Annotated in this window: 22 protein-coding genes, 1 pseudogene and 1 riboswitch; of the genes and pseudogenes, 5 read left to right on the top strand and 18 right to left on the bottom strand. The window is 37.5% G+C overall.

What is annotated here, in order from left to right:
• Positions 1-35: 35 nt before the first annotated feature.
• The 3 genes from FEZ08_RS04305 to FEZ08_RS04315 form a co-directional block, all read right to left on the bottom strand.
• On the bottom strand, positions 36-1,661 hold the full coding sequence (locus tag FEZ08_RS04305; RefSeq protein ID WP_138190495.1) for an ABC-F family ATP-binding cassette domain-containing protein: 1,626 nt from the start codon (positions 1,659-1,661) through the stop codon (positions 36-38).
• Positions 1,662-1,831: 170 nt separating this feature from the next.
• Positions 1,832-2,392 (bottom strand): YdeI/OmpD-associated family protein, encoded by a 561-nt coding sequence (locus FEZ08_RS04310; protein ID WP_138190496.1) that lies wholly within the window; start codon positions 2,390-2,392, stop codon positions 1,832-1,834.
• Positions 2,393-2,486: 94 nt separating this feature from the next.
• Positions 2,487-2,798 carry a PTS sugar transporter subunit IIA gene (locus tag FEZ08_RS04315; RefSeq protein WP_138190497.1) on the bottom strand — a complete coding sequence of 104 codons (312 nt, stop codon included), beginning with the start codon at positions 2,796-2,798 and terminating at the stop codon, positions 2,487-2,489.
• Between the two features lie 220 nt (positions 2,799-3,018).
• Here FEZ08_RS04315 and FEZ08_RS04320 point away from each other — a divergent pair, with 220 nt between their 5' ends.
• Complete coding sequence (locus FEZ08_RS04320) at positions 3,019-4,290, top strand: alcohol acetyltransferase (protein ID WP_138190498.1); 1,272 nt, start codon at positions 3,019-3,021, stop codon at positions 4,288-4,290.
• Positions 4,287-4,961, top strand: coding sequence for a DUF6320 domain-containing protein (locus FEZ08_RS04325; protein WP_138190499.1), 675 nt, complete (start codon positions 4,287-4,289; stop codon positions 4,959-4,961). The genes FEZ08_RS04320 and FEZ08_RS04325 overlap by 4 nt, the downstream gene beginning before the upstream one ends.
• A 354-nt stretch (positions 4,962-5,315) precedes the next feature.
• Here FEZ08_RS04325 and FEZ08_RS04330 read toward each other — a convergent pair whose 3' ends face one another.
• The 9 genes from FEZ08_RS04330 to FEZ08_RS04370 all read right to left on the bottom strand — a co-directional run bounded on the left by FEZ08_RS04330 (position 5,316) and on the right by FEZ08_RS04370 (position 12,875).
• Entirely contained in the window at positions 5,316-6,662 is a 1,347-nt protein-coding gene (locus FEZ08_RS04330) for a solute carrier family 23 protein (RefSeq protein WP_138190500.1), read from the bottom strand.
• A gap of 186 nt (positions 6,663-6,848) precedes the next feature.
• Positions 6,849-8,174, bottom strand: coding sequence for an NCS2 family permease (locus FEZ08_RS04335; protein WP_138190501.1), 1,326 nt, complete (start codon positions 8,172-8,174; stop codon positions 6,849-6,851).
• 103 nt (positions 8,175-8,277) lie between these two features.
• Positions 8,278-8,379, bottom strand: a riboswitch (purine riboswitch).
• A gap of 89 nt (positions 8,380-8,468) precedes the next feature.
• Entirely contained in the window at positions 8,469-9,131 is a 663-nt protein-coding gene (locus FEZ08_RS04340) for a hypothetical protein (RefSeq protein WP_138190502.1), read from the bottom strand.
• 103 nt (positions 9,132-9,234) lie between these two features.
• A complete protein-coding gene (locus FEZ08_RS04345) occupies positions 9,235-9,747 on the bottom strand; it encodes a divergent PAP2 family protein (protein ID WP_138190503.1) in 513 nt (170 codons plus the stop codon).
• Between the two features lie 87 nt (positions 9,748-9,834).
• Entirely contained in the window at positions 9,835-10,206 is a 372-nt protein-coding gene (locus tag FEZ08_RS04350; RefSeq protein ID WP_138190504.1) for a VOC family protein, read from the bottom strand.
• Positions 10,207-10,223: 17 nt separating this feature from the next.
• Positions 10,224-11,099 carry an NAD-dependent epimerase/dehydratase family protein gene (locus tag FEZ08_RS04355; RefSeq protein ID WP_138190505.1) on the bottom strand — a complete coding sequence of 292 codons (876 nt, stop codon included), beginning with the start codon at positions 11,097-11,099 and terminating at the stop codon, positions 10,224-10,226.
• A gap of 10 nt (positions 11,100-11,109) precedes the next feature.
• The gene (locus tag FEZ08_RS04360; protein WP_138190506.1) at positions 11,110-11,640 is read right to left on the bottom strand and encodes a GNAT family N-acetyltransferase; all 531 of its coding nucleotides are present in this window, start codon (positions 11,638-11,640) and stop codon (positions 11,110-11,112) included.
• A gap of 136 nt (positions 11,641-11,776) precedes the next feature.
• Positions 11,777-12,388 carry a type 1 glutamine amidotransferase family protein gene (locus FEZ08_RS04365; protein WP_138190507.1) on the bottom strand — a complete coding sequence of 204 codons (612 nt, stop codon included), beginning with the start codon at positions 12,386-12,388 and terminating at the stop codon, positions 11,777-11,779.
• Between the two features lie 67 nt (positions 12,389-12,455).
• Positions 12,456-12,875 carry a pyridoxamine 5'-phosphate oxidase family protein gene (locus FEZ08_RS04370; protein WP_138190508.1) on the bottom strand — a complete coding sequence of 140 codons (420 nt, stop codon included), beginning with the start codon at positions 12,873-12,875 and terminating at the stop codon, positions 12,456-12,458.
• Positions 12,876-12,991: 116 nt separating this feature from the next.
• Here FEZ08_RS04370 and FEZ08_RS04375 point away from each other — a divergent pair, with 116 nt between their 5' ends.
• The 3 genes from FEZ08_RS04375 to FEZ08_RS04385 all read left to right on the top strand — a co-directional run bounded on the left by FEZ08_RS04375 (position 12,992) and on the right by FEZ08_RS04385 (position 14,643).
• A complete protein-coding gene (locus FEZ08_RS04375; RefSeq protein WP_138190509.1) occupies positions 12,992-13,927 on the top strand; it encodes a helix-turn-helix transcriptional regulator in 936 nt (311 codons plus the stop codon).
• A 181-nt stretch (positions 13,928-14,108) separates the two neighbouring features.
• A complete protein-coding gene (locus FEZ08_RS04380; protein WP_138190510.1) occupies positions 14,109-14,462 on the top strand; it encodes a hypothetical protein in 354 nt (117 codons plus the stop codon).
• Entirely contained in the window at positions 14,455-14,643 is a 189-nt protein-coding gene (locus FEZ08_RS04385; RefSeq protein WP_138190511.1) for a hypothetical protein, read from the top strand. Before FEZ08_RS04380 ends, FEZ08_RS04385 begins: the two co-directional genes overlap by 8 nt.
• 62 nt (positions 14,644-14,705) lie before the next feature.
• Here FEZ08_RS04385 and FEZ08_RS04390 read toward each other — a convergent pair whose 3' ends face one another.
• The 6 genes and pseudogenes from FEZ08_RS04390 to FEZ08_RS04415 all read right to left on the bottom strand — a co-directional run bounded on the left by FEZ08_RS04390 (position 14,706) and on the right by FEZ08_RS04415 (position 23,944).
• Complete coding sequence (locus tag FEZ08_RS04390) at positions 14,706-17,810, bottom strand: type I restriction endonuclease subunit R (protein WP_138190512.1); 3,105 nt, start codon at positions 17,808-17,810, stop codon at positions 14,706-14,708.
• Between the two features lie 34 nt (positions 17,811-17,844).
• Positions 17,845-18,998: pseudogene (locus FEZ08_RS12660) on the bottom strand (AAA family ATPase).
• 1 nt (position 18,999) lies between these two features.
• Positions 19,000-20,178 carry a restriction endonuclease subunit S gene (locus tag FEZ08_RS04400; protein WP_138190513.1) on the bottom strand — a complete coding sequence of 393 codons (1,179 nt, stop codon included), beginning with the start codon at positions 20,176-20,178 and terminating at the stop codon, positions 19,000-19,002.
• Positions 20,179-21,729 (bottom strand): type I restriction-modification system subunit M, encoded by a 1,551-nt coding sequence (locus FEZ08_RS04405; protein WP_138190514.1) that lies wholly within the window; start codon positions 21,727-21,729, stop codon positions 20,179-20,181.
• A 373-nt stretch (positions 21,730-22,102) separates the two neighbouring features.
• The gene (locus tag FEZ08_RS04410) at positions 22,103-22,885 is read right to left on the bottom strand and encodes a hypothetical protein (RefSeq protein WP_138190515.1); all 783 of its coding nucleotides are present in this window, start codon (positions 22,883-22,885) and stop codon (positions 22,103-22,105) included.
• Positions 22,886-23,038: 153 nt separating this feature from the next.
• Positions 23,039-23,944: an AbiJ-NTD4 domain-containing protein gene (locus FEZ08_RS04415; protein WP_138190516.1), complete on the bottom strand. Its 906-nt coding sequence runs from the start codon at positions 23,942-23,944 to the stop codon at positions 23,039-23,041.
• Positions 23,945-24,065 lie beyond the last annotated feature (121 nt).

Here is a 24,065-nt window from a genome sequence, read left to right on the forward strand (position 1 = left end):
AAGACGACAATTGAATTGTCGTCTTTTTCAAATTCTTATTCATCACCATAAGCTGCAAGAATTTCTGCCTGCAACGCTTGGTCTTCAAGGTATTCCTCATATGGCATTTCTTTATCGAAGATACCATTCGGCACAACTTCAATGATTCGGTTTGCTAATGAGTCAATAAATTGTTGGTCATGCGATGCAAATAACATACTGCCTTTAAATGCAACTAAACCATTATTCAAGGCGGTAATTGACTCCAAATCCAAGTGGTTAGTTGGGTCATCCAAAATAAGGATATTAGCATTTTGCAACATCATTTTCGCTAACATACAACGCATTTTTTCGCCTCCGGATAAAACCGGCACCTTTTTCAATGCTTCCTCACCCGAGAACAACATCCGTCCTAAGAAAGAACGCAAGAAGCTTTCAGTCTGATCATCCGGTGAATACTGTCGTAGCCACTCAACCAAATTTAAATCCAAGCCATCAAAATAGCTTGAGTTGTCTCTCGGTAAGTATGAAACCGAAGTGGTAACACCCCACTTGTAACTACCTTCATCCGGCTCAATTTCACCCATAACAATCTTAAACAAGGTCGTAATCGCAATATCATTTCGTCCGACAAATGCAATTTTATCGCCCTTTTTCATCGTAAAGGTCACATTATCAAGCACTTTAACACCATCAACCGTTTTCGAAAGTCCCTCAACTGTCAGCAAATCATTACCAACCTCACGCTCCTGATTAAACCCAACAAACGGGTAACGACGTGATGAAGGTGCAATATCATCCAAGGTAATCTTTTCCAAAACTTTTTTACGAGAAGTCGCTTGACGCGATTTAGACGCATTGGCGCTAAATCGCGCAATAAAGTCCTGCAACTCCTTCATCTTTTCCTCTTTCTTGCGGTTTGAGTCCTGCATCATCCGCTGCGCTAACTGACTTGACTCATACCAGAAATCGTAGTTTCCGGGATATACCTTAATCTTACCAAAATCAACATCAGCAATTTGGGTACAAACCTTATTCAAGAAGTGACGGTCATGGGAAACCACAATAACCGTATTATCGAAGTTCAATAAGAACTCTTCCAACCAACGAATTGCCTGAATATCCAAGTTGTTGGTAGGCTCATCCAAAAGTAAAACATCAGGATTTCCAAACAACGCCTGCGCCAACAACACCTTCACCTTTTGTCCGGCTTTCAGCTCAGACATTTGCTTCTGGTGAATTGAAGACGGAATACCCAGTCCTTCCAGCAAAATAGCTGCATCACTTTCAGCGTCCCAACCATCAAGCTCAGCAAACTCACCTTCAAGTTCAGCAGCACGCATACCATCATCCTCATTGAAATCCGGCTTTGCATACAAAGCATCCTTTTCTTTGATAATCTCATACAAACGCTCATGACCAATAATAACTGTTTCCAAAACCGGATACTCATCATAAGCAAACTGATTCTGCTTTAAAAAAGACATCCGCAGCCCCGGCGCCATATGCACATGACCGCTCGTTGAATCAACCTCACCCGAAAGCACCTTTAAAAACGTTGACTTCCCGGCACCATTAGCACCAATCAATCCATAACAGTTCCCCGGCGTAAATTTAATATTCACATCCTCAAACAGCTTCCGATCCGAAAACTGCAAACTAACATTACTCACTGTAAGCATAGCCATTCTCCTTCAATATATATAAAGACCACGGGGTAAAACCCATGGTTCTTCCTGTTGCACATACTACGATATTATAGCATATCCTGCCTTTGAAAACAAAGGTAATTTTCATTCCCTCTCAAAGCAAAAACCCGGGCGGAGACCAGCTCTGCCCAGGTTTCATTTTCTCACATCGGTTTCAAGTTTCTGTTTAAACGATCAACCATCCACAGCAAGCGGCTTTCACGTCCGGCTTCAGTCTTGGCATCAAAATAAGCTCGTGTATACGTCTTCTTCACTGAAGGCGACATTGCCATAAAGTTAGTATATGCTGGCTCATACTGTTTCAGCACTTCGCTCAAAACCGTAATCTCTTCTTCGCCAATCACTGGCGCCTTCGGCGCCTCCCACTGCCCGTTCGGTTTCGCCTCAGCGATTTTGGCGCGACCTAAATCAGTCATCAACCCCTGCTGCTCAAGCTCAGCAACTAGCGCCTTATTCTTCGCCGACCATTTGCTATTCGCCTTCCGCCGCGCAAAATACTTCTTATACTGAGTCTCGTCAATACTCTGCATCTGCCCGTCAATCCAACCAAAACACAAGGCCTCTTCCAAAGCTTCACCAGCCTTCAAAGTTGCCGGACCGCCCTTCTTGCCAAACAACAACCAAACGCCTTCACTATCCACACCATATTCCATCAACCACTCACGAAACGTCGCCCGATCCCGAAATTCCAAAAGCTCAGCCATAACATCACCCCTTCGTTTACCTTTAGTATACCTTATTTTGGAAAAAAGAAAAACCGCCCGGACGTTGAACGTCCGGGCGGTTTCAAATTCTCAACTAAGCGTTGATTTTTTTATACATTTCAATCATTTCACCAACTAAGTCACGTAATGTTAAAGTTGTCATTAATTGATCTTCTGCATGCATGAACAATAATGAGAATTCAATTTGCTCACCTTGAGCTTCTTTTTGAATTAAGCCCGCATGCGCGTGGTGTCCTGTTCCCATGTGTTCGTTAGCTTCTTCTAATTTTTCCGCTGCTGCATCGTAGTTTCCTTCACGTGCATCTGCTAAAGCTTCCATCATTAATGAACGAGCAGTTCCTACTGCTGAGATAATTTGAAATGATACTAATTCCATGCCTTCCATTGTGTGGCCTCCTTAAAATTCTTTTAAATTTTTTGTTTCAAAAGCGAAACGCTTTCAGTAGTTATTTTACCATAGAAGGAACCTAGATTCAATTATTGGCGTTCCTTTTAATATACTTTTTCAGTTTTTAAAATGACCAACTTCCTTCAAAGACCTGCCACTTTCAAAACACTACCGAAATATGGTATGATAAAATGACATGAAAGGTTGGTGATTGCATTTGAGTAAATGGTATCCGCTTGATAATGCGGCAAAATTGTTCTCAGCAGTGACAAAACCATCTAACACCTCGGTTTTTCGGGTAGCTATCATCATGAAAGATAGTATTCAACCGGAAACATTACAGCTTGCCCTTGACCAAATTACTGACCGCTTCCCGACGATGAACTTACAGCTTCATAACGGACTTTTTTGGAAATTCCTGGCCGAGAATCCCAATCGGATTCTCGTCGAAGAAGAAAGCGAATATCCATGTGCTCCATTACATGCTAAAAGTAATCACAACTTCTATTACCGGATTCTCTACTTCAATCGTCGAATTTCTATTGAAGTATTTCATTCATTAACTGATGGCAATGGTGCTGTTGAATTTTTAAAAACACTTGTCTATCAATATCTCCATTTACTTGGTCACGATATTGAAGATGAGGGATTAATTTTATTACCTAAAGATATTGCTAGCAGCCGCGAAAAAGAAGATAGTTATGGCAAGTATTACGCTGCTAAAGCTTTTAAAAAGCAAAAGCATCCGCAAGCATTTCATCTTGCCGGCTCACCGCTTGATCCGCCCGGTAATAACGTTATCAATGGTTTGATTGAAGTTGACACTTTACGTGCGGTCGCAAAAAAATATGGGGTAACTATTACCTCATATTTATCAGCAGTTTTGATTTACACTATATATCAAGAATGCTACTATCCAAAAATTGATAGCGGCGATGTGCGAATTACTATCCCAGTAAACTTACGTAATATTTTCCCATCTAAAACATTACGCAACTTTTTCTCTGTAGTCACGGTCGGAAATCCATACCAAGAGTCACTTGATTTTGCATTATTGGCTACTGAAATCGATCGCCAATTGAAGCATGAAACCAGTAGTGATAGCTTATTGCCAGTATTAGCGGGAAACATGCGTTGGGAACGCTTAATGGCTATTCGTTTGGTTCCTGAGTTTATTAAAAACTGGGGCATGCGTTATGGATTTAATGCCTATGGCGAAGAAACAAAAACGATGTCGCTTTCAAATCTGGGAGCTATTCGTTTTCCAAGCCAAATGCAACCATTTATCGATTGGATGGAAGTTGTCCTTTATCCAACTCAAAAAAGCCCGATTAATTGTGGCATCTGTTCAACCGGTCATTTATTTACAATCTCCTTTGCAAGAACAATTGAAGATGCAGCACTTATTTCGGCATTCTTCCGTTTCTTAAAGGAACACGATGATATTACTGCTACGGTTTATGGGAACGAATGGGGGTATGAACAATGACACACTGTCCTAATTGTCAGGTAGAGTTACTCGAAGCAACAAATCGGTGCCCGATTTGTCAAAAACATCTTACCGCCGAAACTGATGCGGTAGCACAATCATTTTATCCCGTTTATCACCCACTGAAAGTTCACACTATTCAACGTTTTACTTTTAAACTCACACTTTTCATAGCTATTGCCATTGTTACTTTGATGATTGCTTTGCAAGTGCTGATGGGAACAGTATACTTTGGCGCAAATTTGATTGGTGCTCTTGCTATCTATGGGTTCATCTTGGTCAATTATACCATTATGTCGCGGGTAAATACCGGTTATAAAATTGTCGTGCAAGTTGCAGCCATTGCAGTATTGCTTGTGTATATCGATGCTGCTAACGGCGCCTATTGGTGGAGTACAATTGCAGTCATTCCCGCAGCAATCATTGGTGCAGTTATTGCGATTTTGGTTATTGTTAATGTACAAAAAATGCAATGGAACACTTATATTCATTATCTAATTTCGTTATTATTTTTAGCCTTGATGCCAGTTCCACTGATTATACTTGGTATTGTACCGTGGCTTTGGTTAGCACTGGCTGCAAGCTTATTTGCCATATTAACACTTATAGGTGTTTCGCTCTTAAGTAACAAAAGTTTGAAGAGCGAATTCATCCGCCGCTTCCATTTTTAGATAAAATTAAAAAAACATGTAAAAACAGTTGAAAATGATGAAAAAAAGCAGTATAATAAAAACACCAAGTGATAACAAAAACCATATGAACAAAAAAAAGAGAAGCTCTGCAAAGCTTCTCTTTTTATTTTTCTGTGACATAACTACTTACTTAATCATCCTTCTTGCCTCGATCAATTTGTCGAATCAAGAGTATAATCAATAAAATCACCAGTGATAACAGCTCCATATGAACACCTCCTTCCAGAGGCGATATAGTATTGCCACTCAGCAATTATAACACAGAAATTTTAACCAAATTCACACATTTTAATTTTTTATCTATTTTTAGTATTTTACGCGATGAAACCTCAATTATTTGGCCTCTTTCACGACTGTCTCAGCTTCTAACTCATCTTCAACTTCTTCATATTCTTTCAGGTGTGCCGTACCATACGCGGCATCTTTTCCAGGCAATACCAGATGCAAGACAATACCAACGATTGCGGCAAGCGCCATACCACTTAATTTTACCGGTCCAATAAAGAATACTGCACCACCAAGTCCAAGTACAATGATAATGGCAATCATCATCTGATTACGCTGATTCAACAAGTCAATCTTGTTATCAACCAAAACGCGAACACCATTGAGTGCAATCAGTCCGAACAAAATAATTGAAACACCACCCATAACCGGAGTCGGAATCGTAGAAATCAATGCTGAGAACTTACCGATAAACGAAAGCACCACCGCAATAACTGCTGCTGTTCCCAGCACAAAAACTGATGCAATTCTAGTCATGCTGATAACACCGGTATTTTCTGCATAGGTTGTTTCTACCGGGCCACCTACAAGGCCAGAAAGCAATGTAGCGATACCATCTCCCAGCAAGGTACGGAAAAGCCCTGGTTTATGAATCAGGTCTTTTCCAATAATACTTCCCAAAACCACATGATCGCCAACATGTTCAGCAACCGTCACAATGGCTACCGGCAGCATAATGCTGATCATCTCCAAGCTTATTTCCGGCGTATAATTAACAAACGGAATACTGAATGCCGGCATTGCAAAGAATGGCTGCTCAATCACCGGTGTGAAGTCAACAATGCCAAGAATACATGCGGTCACATATCCGGCAACGATGCCGATTAAAATCGGAATCAGCTTGATATAGCCTTTACCAAGAATCAGTGCCAACACTGCCGACAACGTTGTCACCGCAGCAACAATTGCATAGCTGACATTGAAACTCTCTTCTAGCAAACCGGCGTTGCCGATTGCCACGCTCGCCAACCCAAGCCCGATAACAATGATAACCGGTCCGATAACAACCGGCGGCAAAATATAATTAAACCATTTAGTGCCGAATATCTTAATAACAAAAGCCAGAATGATATACACACAGCCGACCAGCGCCACACCCATAAAGGCATTGTTCAGACCCAACCCATTGGCAATTGCTCCAGCGGCAATCATCGGTGTGATGAAAGCGAACGAAGACCCAAGATATACCGGCGACTGCCCTTTTGTACTAAGAATATAAATCAGCGTTCCGACACCACTTGCAAACAAAGCGATTTCTGGCGGAAATCCTACCAAATACGGCACCAGCACCGTTGACCCAAACATTGCGAATACATGTTGTAAACTCAGTAAACCCCATTGAAAATAATTTTTCGGTTTCTCATTTACATCCATAACTAATTGTACTTTTGCCATATATACCACTCCTTTTTATAAGTAAAAAACGGCCTCCCGTCAAGCGGGCGGCCGTTTTAATTTTCACACAAAGAAAGAGCATTTCAATGCATAAATATCAGACGTCCTTATCAAACTCCCGGAATGACTTAAAGGATTTTTTCTTTTTAAAGAATATCACGTCACAATTTTATTGACAAGATTTTTTTACACGCTGATACCAAAAATGACGCCAACAACAAAGTTAGCTATGAATATGATGTCTAGCACCCAGAGCAAGACCGGTATTTCACGGTAGCGGCCTTTAGCAACCATTGCGATAGTATAGAAGATAAATCCAATCGCAATCCCTTTGGCGATACTGTAAGTCAGCAGCATGAAAATGATGATGAAAAACGTTCCGATGACCACTGGCTCATCGCTGAAGTCGACATCACGCAGCGATTCGACCATCAGTGCGCCAACTAGAATCAACGCTGGTGCGGTGATTGCCGGCACTTGGGCAATGGTAATGATGAGCGGCGCGAAGAAGAGCGAAAGTAAGAAACAAAGTGCCGTGAAGACTGCTGAAAGTCCAGTACGACCGCCAACTTCAACACCAGTTAATGACTCAACAAATGATGTCACTGATGAAGTACCTAAAACGGCACCGATTGTAGTAGCAATCGCATCACCGAACATTGCCCGGCCCATGTTTTTCACATTGCCTTCTTCATCCACTAAACCAGCCCGTTTAGTGACTGCCAACAAAGTACCGGCAGTATCAAAGAAGTCAACAAATAAGAACGCAAATATAATCGGTATAAACTGCCAAGTGAATACTGTTGGTATTGCTTCAAATACTGCACCAAAGGTTCCATCCAATGACGGAATTGCGCCAAACACTGCGGTTGGCATTGGAACAATTCCTGCAACCATCCCGATAACTGTTGTCCCGACTAAACCAATAAAAATAGCTGCTGGAATCTTCTTTACCATTAAAACTAAGGTAATAACTAAACCGACAACAGTTAAAATAACTGCCGGGTCACCAAGATTACCAAATGTAACAAAAGTTGCTTCGCTGGCAACAATCAATCCTGAGTTTTTCAAACCAACAAAAGCAATAAAAAACCCAATTCCAACGGCAACTGCTGCTCGCAGCGACTGCGGAATTGCTTTAATAATCTTCTCACGAACACCACTTACTGATAAACAAATAAAGAGCACCCCGGAAATAAAAATTCCTGCTAATGCCTGTTGCCATGTATAACCCATAACAATAACAACACCATATGCAAAGAAGGCATTCATCCCCATGCCGGGCGCTAACGCTACCGGCAAGTTTGCCATAAATGCCATAATCAGCGTCCCAATCACCGCTGAAAGTGCAGTTGCAACAAAAACTGCATCCGAATCCATTCCAGTTGCCGACAAAATTGCCGGGTTAACAACCAAGATGTAAGCCATTGCCAAGAACGTTGTCGTTCCTGAGATAGCCTCAGTTCGAAGATTCGTTTTGTTCTCCTTCAAATGAAATAACTTTTCAAGCATATACCTAAAACCTCCATGTTTTCTTTCTTCAACTCCTATTTTTAAAAACAAAAAAAGAGTGATTGTTGATCACTCTCTACATTGCGAAAAAATAACAAAAAAGATGCTTCGTTATTCTTATCGTAGTCTGCTGATTTACGGTTAGCAGGTAGAGACATTTGGACCATATTTCCAAAAATATACGAGTCTTGAAGATAACTTAATACTACCAAAAATAGAACTTAAAAGCAATCTTTCTGAGGACAAAAAAATCCTTACGGTGCAATTTCAACACCGTAAGGGTTTTCAATTTAATTAAGTTGCATCAGTACCGTAATAATAAATATCTAAAATTTCTTGCGGTATACCACCGTTATCTCCATTATAAATAATAGTATACATTTTTAACGGGGCATACTCAACCATCTCATCAATAACCATATTTCTCCCCATCTTGTTCTCATCACCATCAATTGGATTTAGGATGCGTATATAATGTATCTTCTCATTGCTCTCTGAATCTAAAAATACAACACCTCTGATTTGCTGGTTTACCATTACAGTCTCATCTGGTCCAGCATATCCACAAGTCTTTTTATCAGCTTGAATATCTACAACATAACGATAATTAAGTTCAACTACTGCAAGTTTAGAAGCAAACCGTACACGTCCAGTTTCTGGATACATGTTAATTACTGTTCCAGAATATGAACAGCCTCCCTCATAATAAGTAGGTTGTACTATCTCTATATAATCACCATTAGCAACCGCGGTACCGTCATTTAATTTTAAGCCTGTTTCATTTACCCCGGTAGCAGTATTAGTATTTGTTTGCGTCTTATTATTATTGGTACTTTGCTGAGCTTCATCAGTTTGCTGAGTTCTACTACTAATAAATATATAAGTGCCAATCCCAATAGCACCAATGACTAAAACAACAGCAAGGATTATTAATGCTACTTTCGTATTATGTTTCATAACTACCTCTCCTATTATAAAATACACTTAATTTCACTATAACAAAATATCTGTTATTTGTATATAAAAAAGAGTGTAATTACACTCTTCTAAAATTTATTCCCTAAAACGATAAAAATAACATAAATATTCCAAAAACAACAACACTCATGATTGCCCCATAAATGATGCCGCCAAGTACCTCAATTGGTTCATGACCAAGCAACTCTTTGAGCTTTTTGTCGTAAGCGGGATTATCAAAAACGCCACCTTCGGCAATGCTGTCACCCAGCTCTTGAACATCAGCAATAATCCGATTTAACATCTTAGCTTGAATTCCGGCATGACGTCTGATTCCCAATGCATCATGAATAACTACCCCGGCTAAAACTGCTGCAATCGCAAACTCAACCGAATTAATACCGCAAATAATACCAACGCTGACTGCCAAACCAATCATTGCCGCCGTATGCGAACTCGGCATTCCCCCAGTAGTAAGCAAAGCTGTTAAGCTCCATTCCTTTGTTCGCCAACGATGAACAAAAAATTTAAAAAACTGAGCAGTCACATTACACGATATAGTCGTAATAATAATAAAAATCCCCGGCCACTCACTGACTAATTTTTCATAAGCCATTCTGTAGTCTCCTTTAATATATATCCTTGTTTTTGCATTATACCACAATATAAGCGCCAGCACTACCTTGACTAGCTAACGTTTTTGTTATTTATTCGCAGGTTCGGCAACAAACTCAACCTCAAAACCATCAGGGTCTTTAACAAACAACAACTGACTACCATTGCCAACTGTCATCGGCTCATGCTCAATCTTTACTCCACATGCTTCCAGATGCGCTAGAACCGTCGCCATTGACTCAACATAAATACCCATTGAAACACCACTTGCTTTTACAGGTTCAGCATCACTTGAAGCAACCAATTCCAACTCAAAACCATTCTCACCAACAAGAAACAAAATCTCGGTTGTTGGCCCAGCGTTAAAGCGACGCAATTCCTTTAGTCCCAAAACTTCAGTATAAAACTTTTCTGATGCCGCTAAATCGCCTACATGTAATGTCATAAAATTAATATTCATAAATAAATCCCGTCCTTCTATAAATCTTTCTGTACTTGCTCAATCAACTCGTCAAGCAAACCATATATCCAATCGCCAACTTCACTAAATGCAAAACCTATTTCTTTGGCTAAATTTGCTGGTAGTGAGTATGATGGCGTGCCGTTATACGGCGCACCATCACCAGCTTCATCCAAGACCACAGCTTTACCGCACTTCTGCTCAACATAACTGATAATCTCACCAAGCGTAATCGTACCAAAGCTCGCGCCATTTATCGGACCGACAAAATCCGCAGTCGCTAAAAATGATAAAAATTGACCTGCCTCATCAGCACTTACAAAAGCAAACTGAACATCAAGGCTATCAACAAACATTGCTTGCTGCTTGATAACATGCTCAACATAAAAATACAAGCGCTTCGTGTAGTCATCATTGCCGATGACATACGGATAGCGCACCGCGACACTTCGCGTCGCTGCATACTTCTGAAACAGCGCCGCCTCGGCCTGCCGCTTCACCTCATCATAAGTAAACGTATCCCGCTCACACCAAATCAAATCATGACTAAGCGGATCATAATCCGCCTCCGTAGTCTCCAAATGCAGATCGCGATATACCGACATCGTCGAAGTAATCACATAACGCGCTGGCTGAATAGCATCAAGCAAATTACGCACATCATTCGAACTATACGCCAAATTATCAACAATTACATCGAAATACTTTTCACCCAAAACCTGAGCAAGTTGTTGCCGATTATTGCGGTCAATAACCAGCCGATTAACTGCGGTTCCAAACGAATCCGCAGTTAATCCCCGTGTCGCAATCGTAACGTCATGTCCGGCTGCAAGCAAATAGTTCACTGCATGGACCCCGAAAAAACGGGTACCGCCAAAAAATAAAACTTTCATGATTCTCCACCTAACTTTGCTGCCACTCTGTCTTCAAAATAGCATATTGATAACTATCAAACCAAATCGGCTTACCGGCCGAATCTTTTTTAAAATAAGCCTCTGCCAGCATATGCCCTTCGCGCCGCATATTCAGCCGTTCAAGCAAATGCCACGATGCCTTATTCTTCACATCACAAGCCGCCGTCACCCGGCGCGCCTGCCAATGCTCGAAAGCATACTCAATAATAAGCCTTACCGCTTCAGTTGCATATCCATACCCATAGTATTGTGGATTAAAAACGTAACCAACTTCCCAAGTATCAAACATCTGTTTGGCAAAATAAAGATTACCAATTAATTGGTCATTCTCACATAAACAAACCGCCCAAAAGTTTTCATCACTAGCACGTCGGCTCGCTTCTTTACTGGCTTCTGCCTCAGTAAAGACTTTATAAGGTTCAAATTGAACAACCCGCTCATCTGATAAATACGCATACAGTGCCGGTCCATCTGTTTCAGTAAACCGCCGCAAATATACGCGCTCACCAATTATCTTCATAGCACTTCTCCCCTTTCAATAATTCATAATAACAAATTATTCATTGCTATACTGTTGAATAATAATCTACTCCTATATTACCATACTCACAAAATATTAAAAAGCAGTGCCGGGTCATTTTCCGGCACTGCCAATATTATTTTTGCTCTCGCTTCATCATCTCAATATATCCGAGTTTATAAAAATCATACCATTCCGCTACCTCTTCGCTTGGTGCTACATCCAGCCAAAGCAAGATTTCGCGGGTAAACTCCAAGTATGCCGAACCATTTGCGGTTACAATGTTACCATCAATAACCGCCTGTTCATGAACATAGTTTTCAGCATTGGTATACGCTTCACCGGCAGCAGCTTGTAAATCCTCCAGTTCATTACTGGTATGCTTTACTTCGTTCAGCATGCCAATCATCCCTAAGAACACACTGCCATCACAAATACCACCAATCAGGATATCACGTTTAGCAGCATCTTCAACCAGCTGCTTGACAACCATGCTTTCCGGCTTACGCCAATTATCACCGCCAATTAATATCAAGGCCGCATAGTCATCCGGTACATCCTCAACACTATAATCCGGTAATACGGTAAAGCCACCAATTGATCGTATCGGATCATGAGTCAGCGAAACAGTTTTGATAAAATACTTTTGCGTACCATCATCAGCTTTGGAATCAATAGCCGCCGCAAGCATTGCTGCTTCCCAGTCAGCATATTCATCAGTTATTACCAGTAATACTTCATTAACCATTACGCCACTCCTAATCATAAATAGATACTTTAATTATACACTATAAATACCGTTGCCAAGCGACAAATTATAATTGAATTATACCACTGTTTTGCATATCCACGGTTACTTTTACTTCATCAAAATGGATTTCATACAAATTCAGATTTGGTCCAGCCATTGCAATTGTTTGCGCATAATGAGGAATCTTGCTGACGAAGCCTGCCTCAACATCATAAACTGACTTATCGCTCAATACCACTTTAGCACCTTGCGCCCGCGCATGTGCAGTACCTTGATTTGGTATCGTTGTAAATGCCACAACATTATTTTGTTCAAGTTCAGCCACTTTCGGATTTTTATTAAAACTTGTAAAGTAAACAATTTTTGCTTCCGGGTCATAATAAAAATTAACCACCCGTACATTCGCTTTTCCATCTACACTCGTTGCCAAAGCAATCATTTCATCAGTTGCCATAATTTTTTCAAATTCAATTTTAAGATCCATTTTTTTCGTCCTCCTAAGACTAATTATTTTTTACTCTTTTAGTATACCAAGATAACCTTGACAGCTGTCTGTCAAGGTTATAAAATTAATTTACAAAAAATAAAGGATTTGATGATATGAAGATAGATCGGCTTATTTCAATAGTTATGGTTTTGCTTGAGCATGAGCAAATCAGCGCCCCAAAACTGGCTGAAATGTTTGAAGTCAGTCCGCGAACTATTTACCGTGATTTAGAGACGATTAATCAAGCCGGAATTCCGATTGTCAGCATACCCGGCGCTCATGGCGGAGTCAGTATTTTAGACACTTATAAAGTGGAAAAGAAAATTTTTACCACTAATGATATGAGCACTCTGCTTACCGGGCTAGGCGGTCTTTCCTCAACGCTGCCTAAAAAAGAATTTGCCAATACCTTAGAAAAAGTAAAGAGCATGATTCCAAAAGAACAAATGACTGATATTGAATTGCGTTCAAATCAAATCGCTATTGATCTGACCCGTTGGCGCGGCAACAAAAGCATCCTGCCAAACATTGAAAAAATCAAATTGGCGCTTAACGAAAACCGTTGTCTGCGTTTTGCTTATTCTAATATCAATGGTGAACCAAGCATTCGTACCGTTGAGCCCTATCAACTGGTTCTCAAGGAAGCAAGTTGGTACTTGCAAGCCTATTGTCTGGAAAAAAACGATTTTCGCATCTTTAAGCTCTCACGCTTTAGTAACCTTGAAGTCCTTGCCGATACCTTTATTCCGCGAGCATTCACACCCAAACCAATGGATGGCAGCGACTGGATTACTCGTCACATGCTTACTATCAAACTACGCATCCATAAAAGTCTGCGCGAAAAAATTATTGACCGCGTTGGCGAAGAAAACATCTATCCGGATAAAGATGCAAGCGACTACTTGCTGGTTGATTTTCCGTTTGTAGAAGATAATTTCGGTTACAGCCTCCTACTTGGCTTTGGCACTGACTGTGAAGTACTGGAACCGGCACATATTCGTCTTGAGCTGCAAAATCGGATTCAGCAGATGCTTGATATTTATCAATAAATTGGAACAAGCTGCGAGCTAAACTCGCAGCTTGTTCTTCTTTTTTTAACACCCACAATATCATTTAATATTAATTTTTTAATATAATTTAAATATGAATACAATTGCATTTTATATTTTTAGTTAGTTACCTTATATTAAGCTCGCAATTATTCAAATTTATAATATGAGGTGATCTGACATGAAGAAAATGCTTGCTATTGTTTTAACATTTTCGCTTAGCTATCTATTTGTCACCAATCTATTGATACCGCTTCAAGCAGCGGCTCAGAGCGATAATTACGCAGCACAAATGTATAGCCCTGAAGGTGCTGCTGTGCAAGACCGCGGCAGCTGTAAAGACTTAGAGCGGGCGCGACTGCGGCCAAAAGGATTTTGCAATGGTTCGTGGAAACCGCCGCATCGCAGAATGACCGCGTGGGAACGGAATTGTTTGAAAAATTTAGGCTACTCTGCTTTGGCTACAATGATAACTATGACTTGGGCAAGTGCAGTGCAAAATTTTGGTTTTGGGATTTTAGCTTGTTATGTCTAAAAAATTCATTCCCCTCTTTACCAAAACCATTTTAAAAAACTTACCATTCCCGGTCATTCTACTCATCATCAATTATTTTGATGGTGCAACAAATATGCTCATGCTGGCAATACTTTTCCTGGCATGGTTGCTTCTCTTTAGCATTATTGAAACCATCATTACTATTAGAAAAAAGATCTGAGCTAAAGCTCAGACCTTTTTGTTCTTTGTAATTACATAGTCTTTAAATTAGTTGTTAATACTTTATAGTGTTCCACCCACACCTTTAAACTTTTCAACAAAAGCTGATATCTTTTGAAAGACACTTTGCTTTTTTGTCAAATATTTAGGATTAAGCGGGCTCATTTTAGGAAGCAGTTCATTTATTTCTGTCCCGGTTTCACTTGCATATTCCCTTTTCAATGATGAGAGAATATATCGTTTTGCAGCATCTACATTCAGTTCCTCTTCATAAATTAATTCCTCCGCTTCTCTTTTCTGCTGTATTTGCGCAAATTCGAAAAAGGAATCAATAATATTTGCTTTGTCTTGAATGCTATCTAAATCAGTTTGGTTAATAAAATCTACTACCAAACCCTCTTTTGCACGGTTGCCAATACTAGAACGAATTATCCGACGTATTTCTTCAACCAAAACTTCTTTATCTTTCACTTTCTTATTTTTCTCAAAAATAAGTTCCAAAATATAATCTAAGTTTATTTCTTGTGATTTTAATAAATCTACCTCAAAGACAACATCATCCCAATCAATTGAAGTGTTTTCTTTTTCCTTTCCAGCTTTTTCCCGACGAAGCCAATCCCGTATATCATTATAAGTAGAACGATAATCTTGAATCATTCGCTCTTCAGGAACACGAATACCTTCCATAGCTTCTATATCTTCATCACTCAAAAAATGAGATGTTTTAAATTCTTCTAAAGCTTCTGGATTGTGTATATCAACTGATTGCAGTGCTTTCAGGTTAGTAAACTCGTCATAATTTTGCAATATATTCTCAATTCTTAAGTACTCACTAAACAGTTTGACAAATGCTTTTTTATCTTTTTCGGTGACAATATCATCAACATTAGGAAAGCGTAAATTTAACTCATTCACTACATCTACATATCCACGGCGTGCCTCACCAGTAGAAATATCAGTAAAACCATCCAGATACTCCTTGTAACTTTTTTCCAGTACTACATTTTTTGTGTTTGTATCACCAAAAAGAACGATTGCATCTATTGTTGCTTGCTCTAAGTTTCTGAAAGTAACAATATTACCAAATGTTTTGGTAGAATTGTAAATACGATTCGTTCTGGAAAACGCTTGTATTAAACCATGATATCGAAGGTTTTTATCAACAAACAATGTATTCAGCATAGGAGCATCAAATCCAGTTAAAAACATCCCGACAACAATTAAAAGATCAATCTCTTGTTTTTTAACTCTATTCGTAAGATCACGATAATAATTTTGGAATTCCTTACTATCAACACCAAAGCCAGTTGAAAACATTTCATTATAATCATTTATCGCTTTAGTTAAAAACTCTTTTGCGCTACTATCCATTGCGCTTGGTTCAAAAGTTTCATCCAGAATTTCCCCAATGGCACTTTGTTCTTCGTTGGCTGCGAAAGAAAAGATGGTGGCAATTCTTATAGGTTTTTCGCTGTTCTTTTGAAAATCATTTAATGCTTCATAATATAACTTTGCTGCATCAACGCTACTTACAGCAAACATAGCATTAAAGCCTTTAGCGCCAGTATGAGAACGATGGGTTTTTATTCTAAAATTATTAAGAATATACTGTGATACTTCTTTTATTCTTTCAGGATGTAATAGAGCTTCCTTAGTTTCTGCTGCCGATAGTTTTCCCATGTCTTGTTCCATCTCTAAAGACTTAAACTGTGGACGAACATCATTATAATCAACTTTAAACTTAAGCACCTTTTCATCTCTAATTGCATCCGTAATTATATAAGAATGTAGCTCTCGTCCAAATACTGTGGCGGTGGTTTCAGCTCCCAACGCATTTTCAGGAAATATCGGTGTACCTGTAAACCCAAATTGATAATACTTCTTGAACTTCTTATTGATATTTTTTTGTGCTTTACCAAACTGCGAACGATGAGCCTCATCAAAAATAAAAACGACCTGTTTATCATAAATCGGTAAATCCATTTCACTTTTAATAAGATTATTTAACTTTTGAATAGTGGTTACAATGATTTTATTATCATCTTTAGCAATGTTACGTTTAAGTCCGGCCGTATTTTCTGAGCCATTAACACTATCTGGTGAAAATCGTTGATACTCCTTCATCGTCTGATAATCTAAGTCTTTTCTATCTACTACAAAAAATACCTTATCTATAAAATCAAGTTCGGTCGCCAATTGAGCAGCCTTAAAACTAGTCAGCGTTTTTCCTGAACCAGTCGTATGCCAAATATATCCACCGCCTTCTGTAGTTCCCCATTTCTTTGTCTCATATGAGCTTTTTATCTTCCACAAAATTCTTTCTGTTGCAGCTATTTGATATGGACGCATAATTAACAGATTATCACTTGAGTCAAAAACCGAATAATGTAGCAGAACTTGTAGAAGTGCATTTTTTTGAAAAAACGTTGCGGTAAAATCTTTTAAATCTCTAATTCGTGTATTGTCTGCTTTCGCCCAGTTCATTGTAAAATCAAAACTGCTTTTATCACGCTTGGTGGTATTAGCAAAATAACGACTATCTGTCCCATTAGAGATTACAAAGATTTGTAAATACTTAAATAAAGAGTTCTCTGAATTATAGCTCTCCTTACTATATCTATTAATCTGATTAAAGGCTTCTTGAATTGCAACCCCGCGTTTTTTTAGTTCTACCTGAATTAATGGCAACCCATTTACCAAGATGGTAACATCGTATCGGTTAGCCTGAGAGCCTATTTGTTCAAACTGAGAAATTACCTGCGTCTTGTTTTTTGATATATTTGCTTTATCCACTAAATAAATGTTCTGAATATGTCCATCATCAAAAACAAAGTCATAAATATAATCGTTATGAATTTTACGTGTTCTATCAATACGGTTATCACTCGGTTTGTCTAAGTACTCTTCACAGAACCTAGTCCATTCTGCGTTGCTGAATTGTACATCATTCAGTATTTGAAGCTGTACCCTAACATTGTCAAGCATTGCTTCAGGTGTTTTTAGTTTCGGCAAATACTCATAGCCTTGATTAATTAGGTCTTGTATAAGCTCACTCTCGAGAGATGCCTCTGTTTGATAGGCTGCTGCTTCACCCAAAACTAAACATTTTGTGTATTTATCTAAAACTATAAAATTATTTGATTCTGCAATAGATTTATAATTTGTCATAAGTCTTCCTCCTGAACCAACACATTATAAGTAATTAGTTGAATTTATGGTTCTTTTTTAATTCTTCTAGCAAAAACTTCAGGACGCGTTTATCTGCCTCTGATAGTTCGGCAATTTCATCAGCTGAATGCTTTGAATGACTTGAAATATTGATAATCCTACTTTCATATGGATTAACTCTGCCGTTTTCCACTTTAGGTAAAAGTTCACCCCAATTTTTGTATCCTAAAAATGTTGATGTCTTTTCCAAAATGTTTCTAAGAAAATTGAAATGGTATTTCTTCAATTGTCCAGTTTCAATCGCTTTTTCAATCTCGGATTTTAAGGAAAGATGATAAGAAAAAGGAGAATCATTACCTTGATGTATTAATTCATATTCATTATTTTCATCTTTTTTCAAAAAGTAATTTTTATTTTTTTCATATTTAAACTCATTATAAAGAACATTGTAAAAGAGAGGATTATGTGTTGTAATAATGAACCTTAGTTTAGACTCGCTAGACTTAACTAATTGCGCTAGGTTTACAGCTACTTCAATTAAGTGGTTTTCATCTAACGAACTTACAGGATCATCAATAAACACATATTCTAGAATATCAAACTGAGTTGTCTCTCTATCATCTTTTTCAGGGATATTTAGTACATTAACTATCTCCTCAAGTAATGAAAAAAATATACTCCAAACAAAACAACTTTCTTCACCTTTAGAAATTTTAATACCATCTGGATCTTCATCATTACCACGTTCATAGGAGAAAGTTACTTCCGAAAAGGCACTTATTGATATATCTTTTCCTGCCTCATCTTTAGTCGTGTACTCGGGATTAAAATGAGGAGTTAATTTTTCATCAGTATAATTTTGGAAATGATTGATAACATTTAATTCCTGTCCTTGCTCATTAAATATCCACCCAGTAAAAGCATTCGGGTGTATCTTTAATTTTGGGGCAACATCATTTTCAAATCATTATCCCAATAAAACAAATCCTCTGTGAAGGCACTATAATAAATAATCTTTTTACTGGCAAAATCTGCTTCTTCCATCTCAATCCCACTTTTCGGGTCAATTAAAAATTTAAACTCTCTTGAAAGTCTTGTTTTCCCTGTACCGTTAAAAGCGTAAATTAATTGTACTTTTTTGTCATTGTTTTGCAACTGTTTTGCAATTTCATTTAAACTTTTTCCCATACTACACCTCTAACTCAGCTTTTGGAAAAGTCAAAAGCTTATCACGATAATATTCATATTGTTTTTGTCGTGCTTTTATTTCGGCAGGTAAACCACTTGAAATATCATTACAAAGTATGTCAAAACGATCAAGAATCTCAACAATACGTCGTTGCTTGGGGAGTGATGGTAGAGGTATATAAATCCCCATTATTAGTGAAGAATTTAAATCTCCTCTTGCACCTTGCTTTCTTGAGAGTAATTCCTCATATTGGCTACAAACACAATAGAATACATATTTGTAAAGCGCTTTAGTTTCATCTATTTCCATATTATAACAATGCTGGTTAGTTGTTGTTGGAATTTTATTTATAGCACATCTACCGGCTGTAGCACCTGAAATGGCAACAATTACACAATTGGTTGGTATCCATTTTGCTGAAGTTTTCCTTACTGCTTCTTCAGTAATAAAACTACCAATTTTATAAATCTCATTAAACTTAACTTCTTGTGTTCTTAACCACGGCACTGATCCATTAGTATAAAATTCGCTATTTCCTTTATTAGGCGTAGCACCCGAGCAACTTTTCTTAACTACTGCTTTAAGCTGCACCATTGGCACCCCATCACCAAAAGTAAGCAAGCTTTCTCTATAATACTCATACTGTTTTTTCCTTGCTCTAAGCTCTGCTGTAAGCTCTGCTGTAAGCTCTGTGAAATTGTCCAAAATACGGACAATTTCTTCTTGTACTGGCAATGGCGGGAGAGGGATTCGAAAATACGAGTATTTGGCTATCCATTGCCGTGAATGGTCAACAGGTTGATACTGAATGTTCTTCATGCAATGATATATATACCTAAGCAATGCATTTTTATCTTCTAAAAGCTTTACTCTTAACATTTTCATCGCAGAAGATTTAATTTTAAAACTAAAGTCCACCCAATGAAAAGATGTAGTAAAGTCATCAAAAATAATAGTAGGGTTTTCTTTTGTTGATATATATATTCCTCCTGTTTCATTTGTGTATCCTAACACAAATGTCTGTCCAGCAGTTAAAACAGGAGTTTCAAAACTATCATCATAATTAGTAGTTTCGACAATGTATTTTGTGGGTTGTTCATAATCTAAAATGCTATTAAGCTCTACATACTCCACCCCATTAGGGCAAAGCTCATCTATCAGTTGCTCTAACTTACTCATCTATTCCACCTCGATTTCTGCAATAATTTTATCTATTTCAGTACGAAGTTCATCTATTTTGGATACTGTTGTTTTTATTTCTGCATTCAAAACCTTTATATCTATGACCTCTCTCGTATCTTTTACATCAACATAAGTGCTTACCGACAGATTATAATTTTCAGCTGCAATTCCATCATTTTCTACAGACTTTGAAATATAGTCCATATCTTCTTTATTTGAAAATATTTCGATGATTTCTTCAATATGTTCTTCGGTTAAAATATTATTGTTCGTTGCCTTTTTATAAAACCTCTCACCACTCGCATCTATAAATTGAGTTTTTGTCACACTCTTATGTTTTGAGAGGACCATAATATTCACTGCTATTGAAGTACCATAAAAGAGATTAGGGGCTAATGAAATTATAGTTTCAACATAGTTATTATCAATCAGATATTTTCTTATCTTTTGTTCTGCTCCCCCGCGATAGAATATACCAGGAAAACAAACGATAGCTGCTCGCCCTTTGCCAGAGAGATAACTGAGTGCGTGCAATACAAAAGCAAAATCTGCTTTAGACTTTGGTGCAAGTACACCTGCTGGAGCAAACCGTTCATCATTAATAAGTGTTGGATCATCACTGCCAATCCAATTAATCGAATATGGTGGATTAGATACAATCGCATCAAAAGGTTCTTCGTCACCAAAACGCGGGTCTAGCAACGTATTTCCTAGCGCAATATTAAATTTATCATAGTTTACATTATGTAAAAACATATTCATACGAGCAAGATTATAGGTTGTATGATTGATTTCCTGCCCATAAAAACCATCTTCAATAATATGTTCGTCAAATTGTTTTTTTGCTTGTAACAGTAGTGATCCTGAACCAGCAGCAGGATCATATATTTTATTAATCGTTTCTTGATTATGTATTGCTAATTTTGCAATTAATTTAGAAACACTTTGCGGTGTAAAAAATTCTCCACCTGATTTCCCAGCATTAGCAGCATAGTTAGAAATTAAATATTCATACGCATCACCAAAAAGGTCTATTTGATTGTCTTCAAAGTCGCCAAAATCAAGACCTTCAACACCTTTAATAACTGCGGCTAGTCGACTATTTTTATCATTTACAGTATTTCCCAATCTATTACTTGTTGTGTCAAAATCAGCAAATAATCCCTTGATATCAGGTTCTGATGGATACCCGTTTGCAGAACTTTCAATAGCAGAAAAGATTGTGGCTAAATCTGTGTTCAAACTTTCATTTGTATTCGCCTTTTTAGCAATATTAACAAACAGTTCACTTGGATAAATAAAGTATCCTTTGGTTTTTATCGAATCTTCTTTGATTTCTTTAGTTATAATAGCATCGTCCAGTTCTGCATAATTGATGCTGTCATCCCCACCTTCAATATAATTAGCAAAATTTTCACTAATAAAACGATAAAAAAGTGTTCCTAAAACATATTGTTTAAAATCCCATCCATCTACCGAACCGCGGACATCATTAGCTATTTTCCAAATTTGTGCCTGTAATTTTTCTCTTTGTGCTGCGCTTGACATTTCAATTCCTCCACTTTAGTATAAGCTCTTTTCCTTTTACCTACATTATAGTTTATCCATTTAATTATACCATATTATCTATACTTTATTTATTTAAATTTATAATTATAAAAACCAAAAAAGTCTGAGTTTTTAACTCAGACTTTTTATTATCTCTTCTCCAAAACTGTCACATTCTCAACATGTTTTGAGATGAATTCATAGCTGTCAAAGGACAATTTCCATTTTCCTTTTTTACTGAATTCTCTTTGAGGGAACATATCTACTGTGGACTTTCGTATGTGGGAAGATATCAGTTCCTTTATCCGATTTGAAAAAATGCCTCCGACAAGTTGGAATCATGTTTGTCCCGAAAAACTTGTCTACTCAGTTTTTATTCCAGCAAAGAATGTATTACTTTAACAATGGTCAATCCGTAATCAACAAAGAAGCTTTTTTGTTCTTCCGAATAGGTTTTTCTTTCCGATATTGCATCATCTGTGGCATGCCTAAAACAATGCATTTTCTTTCTATAGCTTGTTACTACATCGTTAGAAATATAATCAAAACAAATCGTAGAATAATCAAGTGTAAGAAACTTACCGTTCTTCTTTAATAAACTTTCTATTAAATTTGCTATCTCTGCAAGTTTTTCATCTGTACTCATATTATTGAATGATGCTTGTCGGTTTGATATCTCAATAAACTTTTGATTGATTGAATCATCTATATCAACATAGGTTGATTTCTGTTCAAATGTCAACCTTGCAACAAATGTTCTTCTGACAGCATATCGAACAGTCCCATTATCATCATCTCCCTCTGCAATAATTCTGTTCCTAATTTCTCCATAAGTAAAGTCACTAGGTGCAACAGGTGGTCGTGCCAATAATCTAGGAAATTTTTTTATCACATATCCTACTTTGTATAAATAATACGATATGAGATAAAACCAACATTTATTTTCACTACCAGAAAAATCTACATCTGGCTGGCATAGTTCCCTAAACTTTGTTATCGCTTCCTCTGCATCATACACCTCAAATTCATAATCCTCTACTTCCGTATAACCACTAAATATATTGTAAACATTATTAACGTTCTCGATCGAATCGTAAAAACGATAATGATATTCATCCTTTTGTATATTTTGGAAGTAAAAATCTTTTAAATCCATACTGTCACTCCAATTCTTTTGATCAATTTCGTAATGCATCTTCAGATAATCATCACTACAAATTCTAATTTATAAAGTTACTCGAGCTCATTACCGCACTTTATTTCATCACCATCTGGTAAAGTCCAAAGCTCGATGATACAAGCATTATCCTTAAACAAGATATTGTATTGCTAAAGCAATTAGTGATAAACACCGATTAAAAAGATAATCGTAGTAGCGGATATCGGTGATATCAATCTTATTAGTTTCATGATGACGAATGCGGTATTTATTTCCTATATCTGTCAAGGTCTTAAATTCAGCATTAAATAGATCTACAAACTTATCATTCCCGTTTGCCATATCATTCACTATTTTTTCTGATGAATGTTTCTTATCTAATGTTGTATAGTAAGTTTTTAAGCGTTCTAATGCATCCCATATCTTTTCAACTGAATCTTGCCGAGCTGCCGGGTTTGGTGTTTTATATAATGCAACGGCATCTTTCAACAACTCTCTTGAGCCTTGCTCATGTACCGATGTAAAAGATTTTTCTATTTCCGCTGTAAGTGGACTGTTCTCAACAATTCTTTCAATAATCTTTTCGTCCGTAAGTTCATATAACAACCCAGACTCAGAGAATATTTCATTTATTGCCTCTTGGAAATTTGCAAATACATCTGAAGAATCATGGCAATCTATCGTTTGGTAGTTTCGGTATCTCTCATTATTCCATCGTTCTGAGATATCCTTAATATTTTGTGCAAAGAACTCAATAAGGTCTAAAAGCGAATATTGATCGTATTCATCTCCATATTGCGGTGTGCTAATTCTGTTATACTCATCACGAAAGAGAGATGGTATTCTTATCTTTATTCTTGTTGTGAATCCGTTTTCATCAAATGCAATATAGTCGCTATCAGTAAAGTCGTGATGACAATTTAGAGCAAAAATATGTGTTAAATTCTTTTGATATCTTTTGCAGCAATCTAAGAGCAATGAATACATATCTCTGTTAATAGAATATGTCTTTTCCTGCGGTGCTCTTATACCATGTCTTTCAGAGTATAATCTCATAAGCCATCTCCTCATAAATTTGTTTTATATATTAAGCCACTAAAATGACCATCATTAATTTAGAATCTGTTTTCGTGGGTTAATTTCATCACTGAACAAGTTCCAATATCGAAAAACTACA

The sequence above is a fragment of the Culicoidibacter larvae genome (genome assembly GCF_005771635.1).
Lineage (GTDB): Bacteria > Bacillota_I > Bacilli_A > Culicoidibacterales > Culicoidibacteraceae > Culicoidibacter > Culicoidibacter larvae.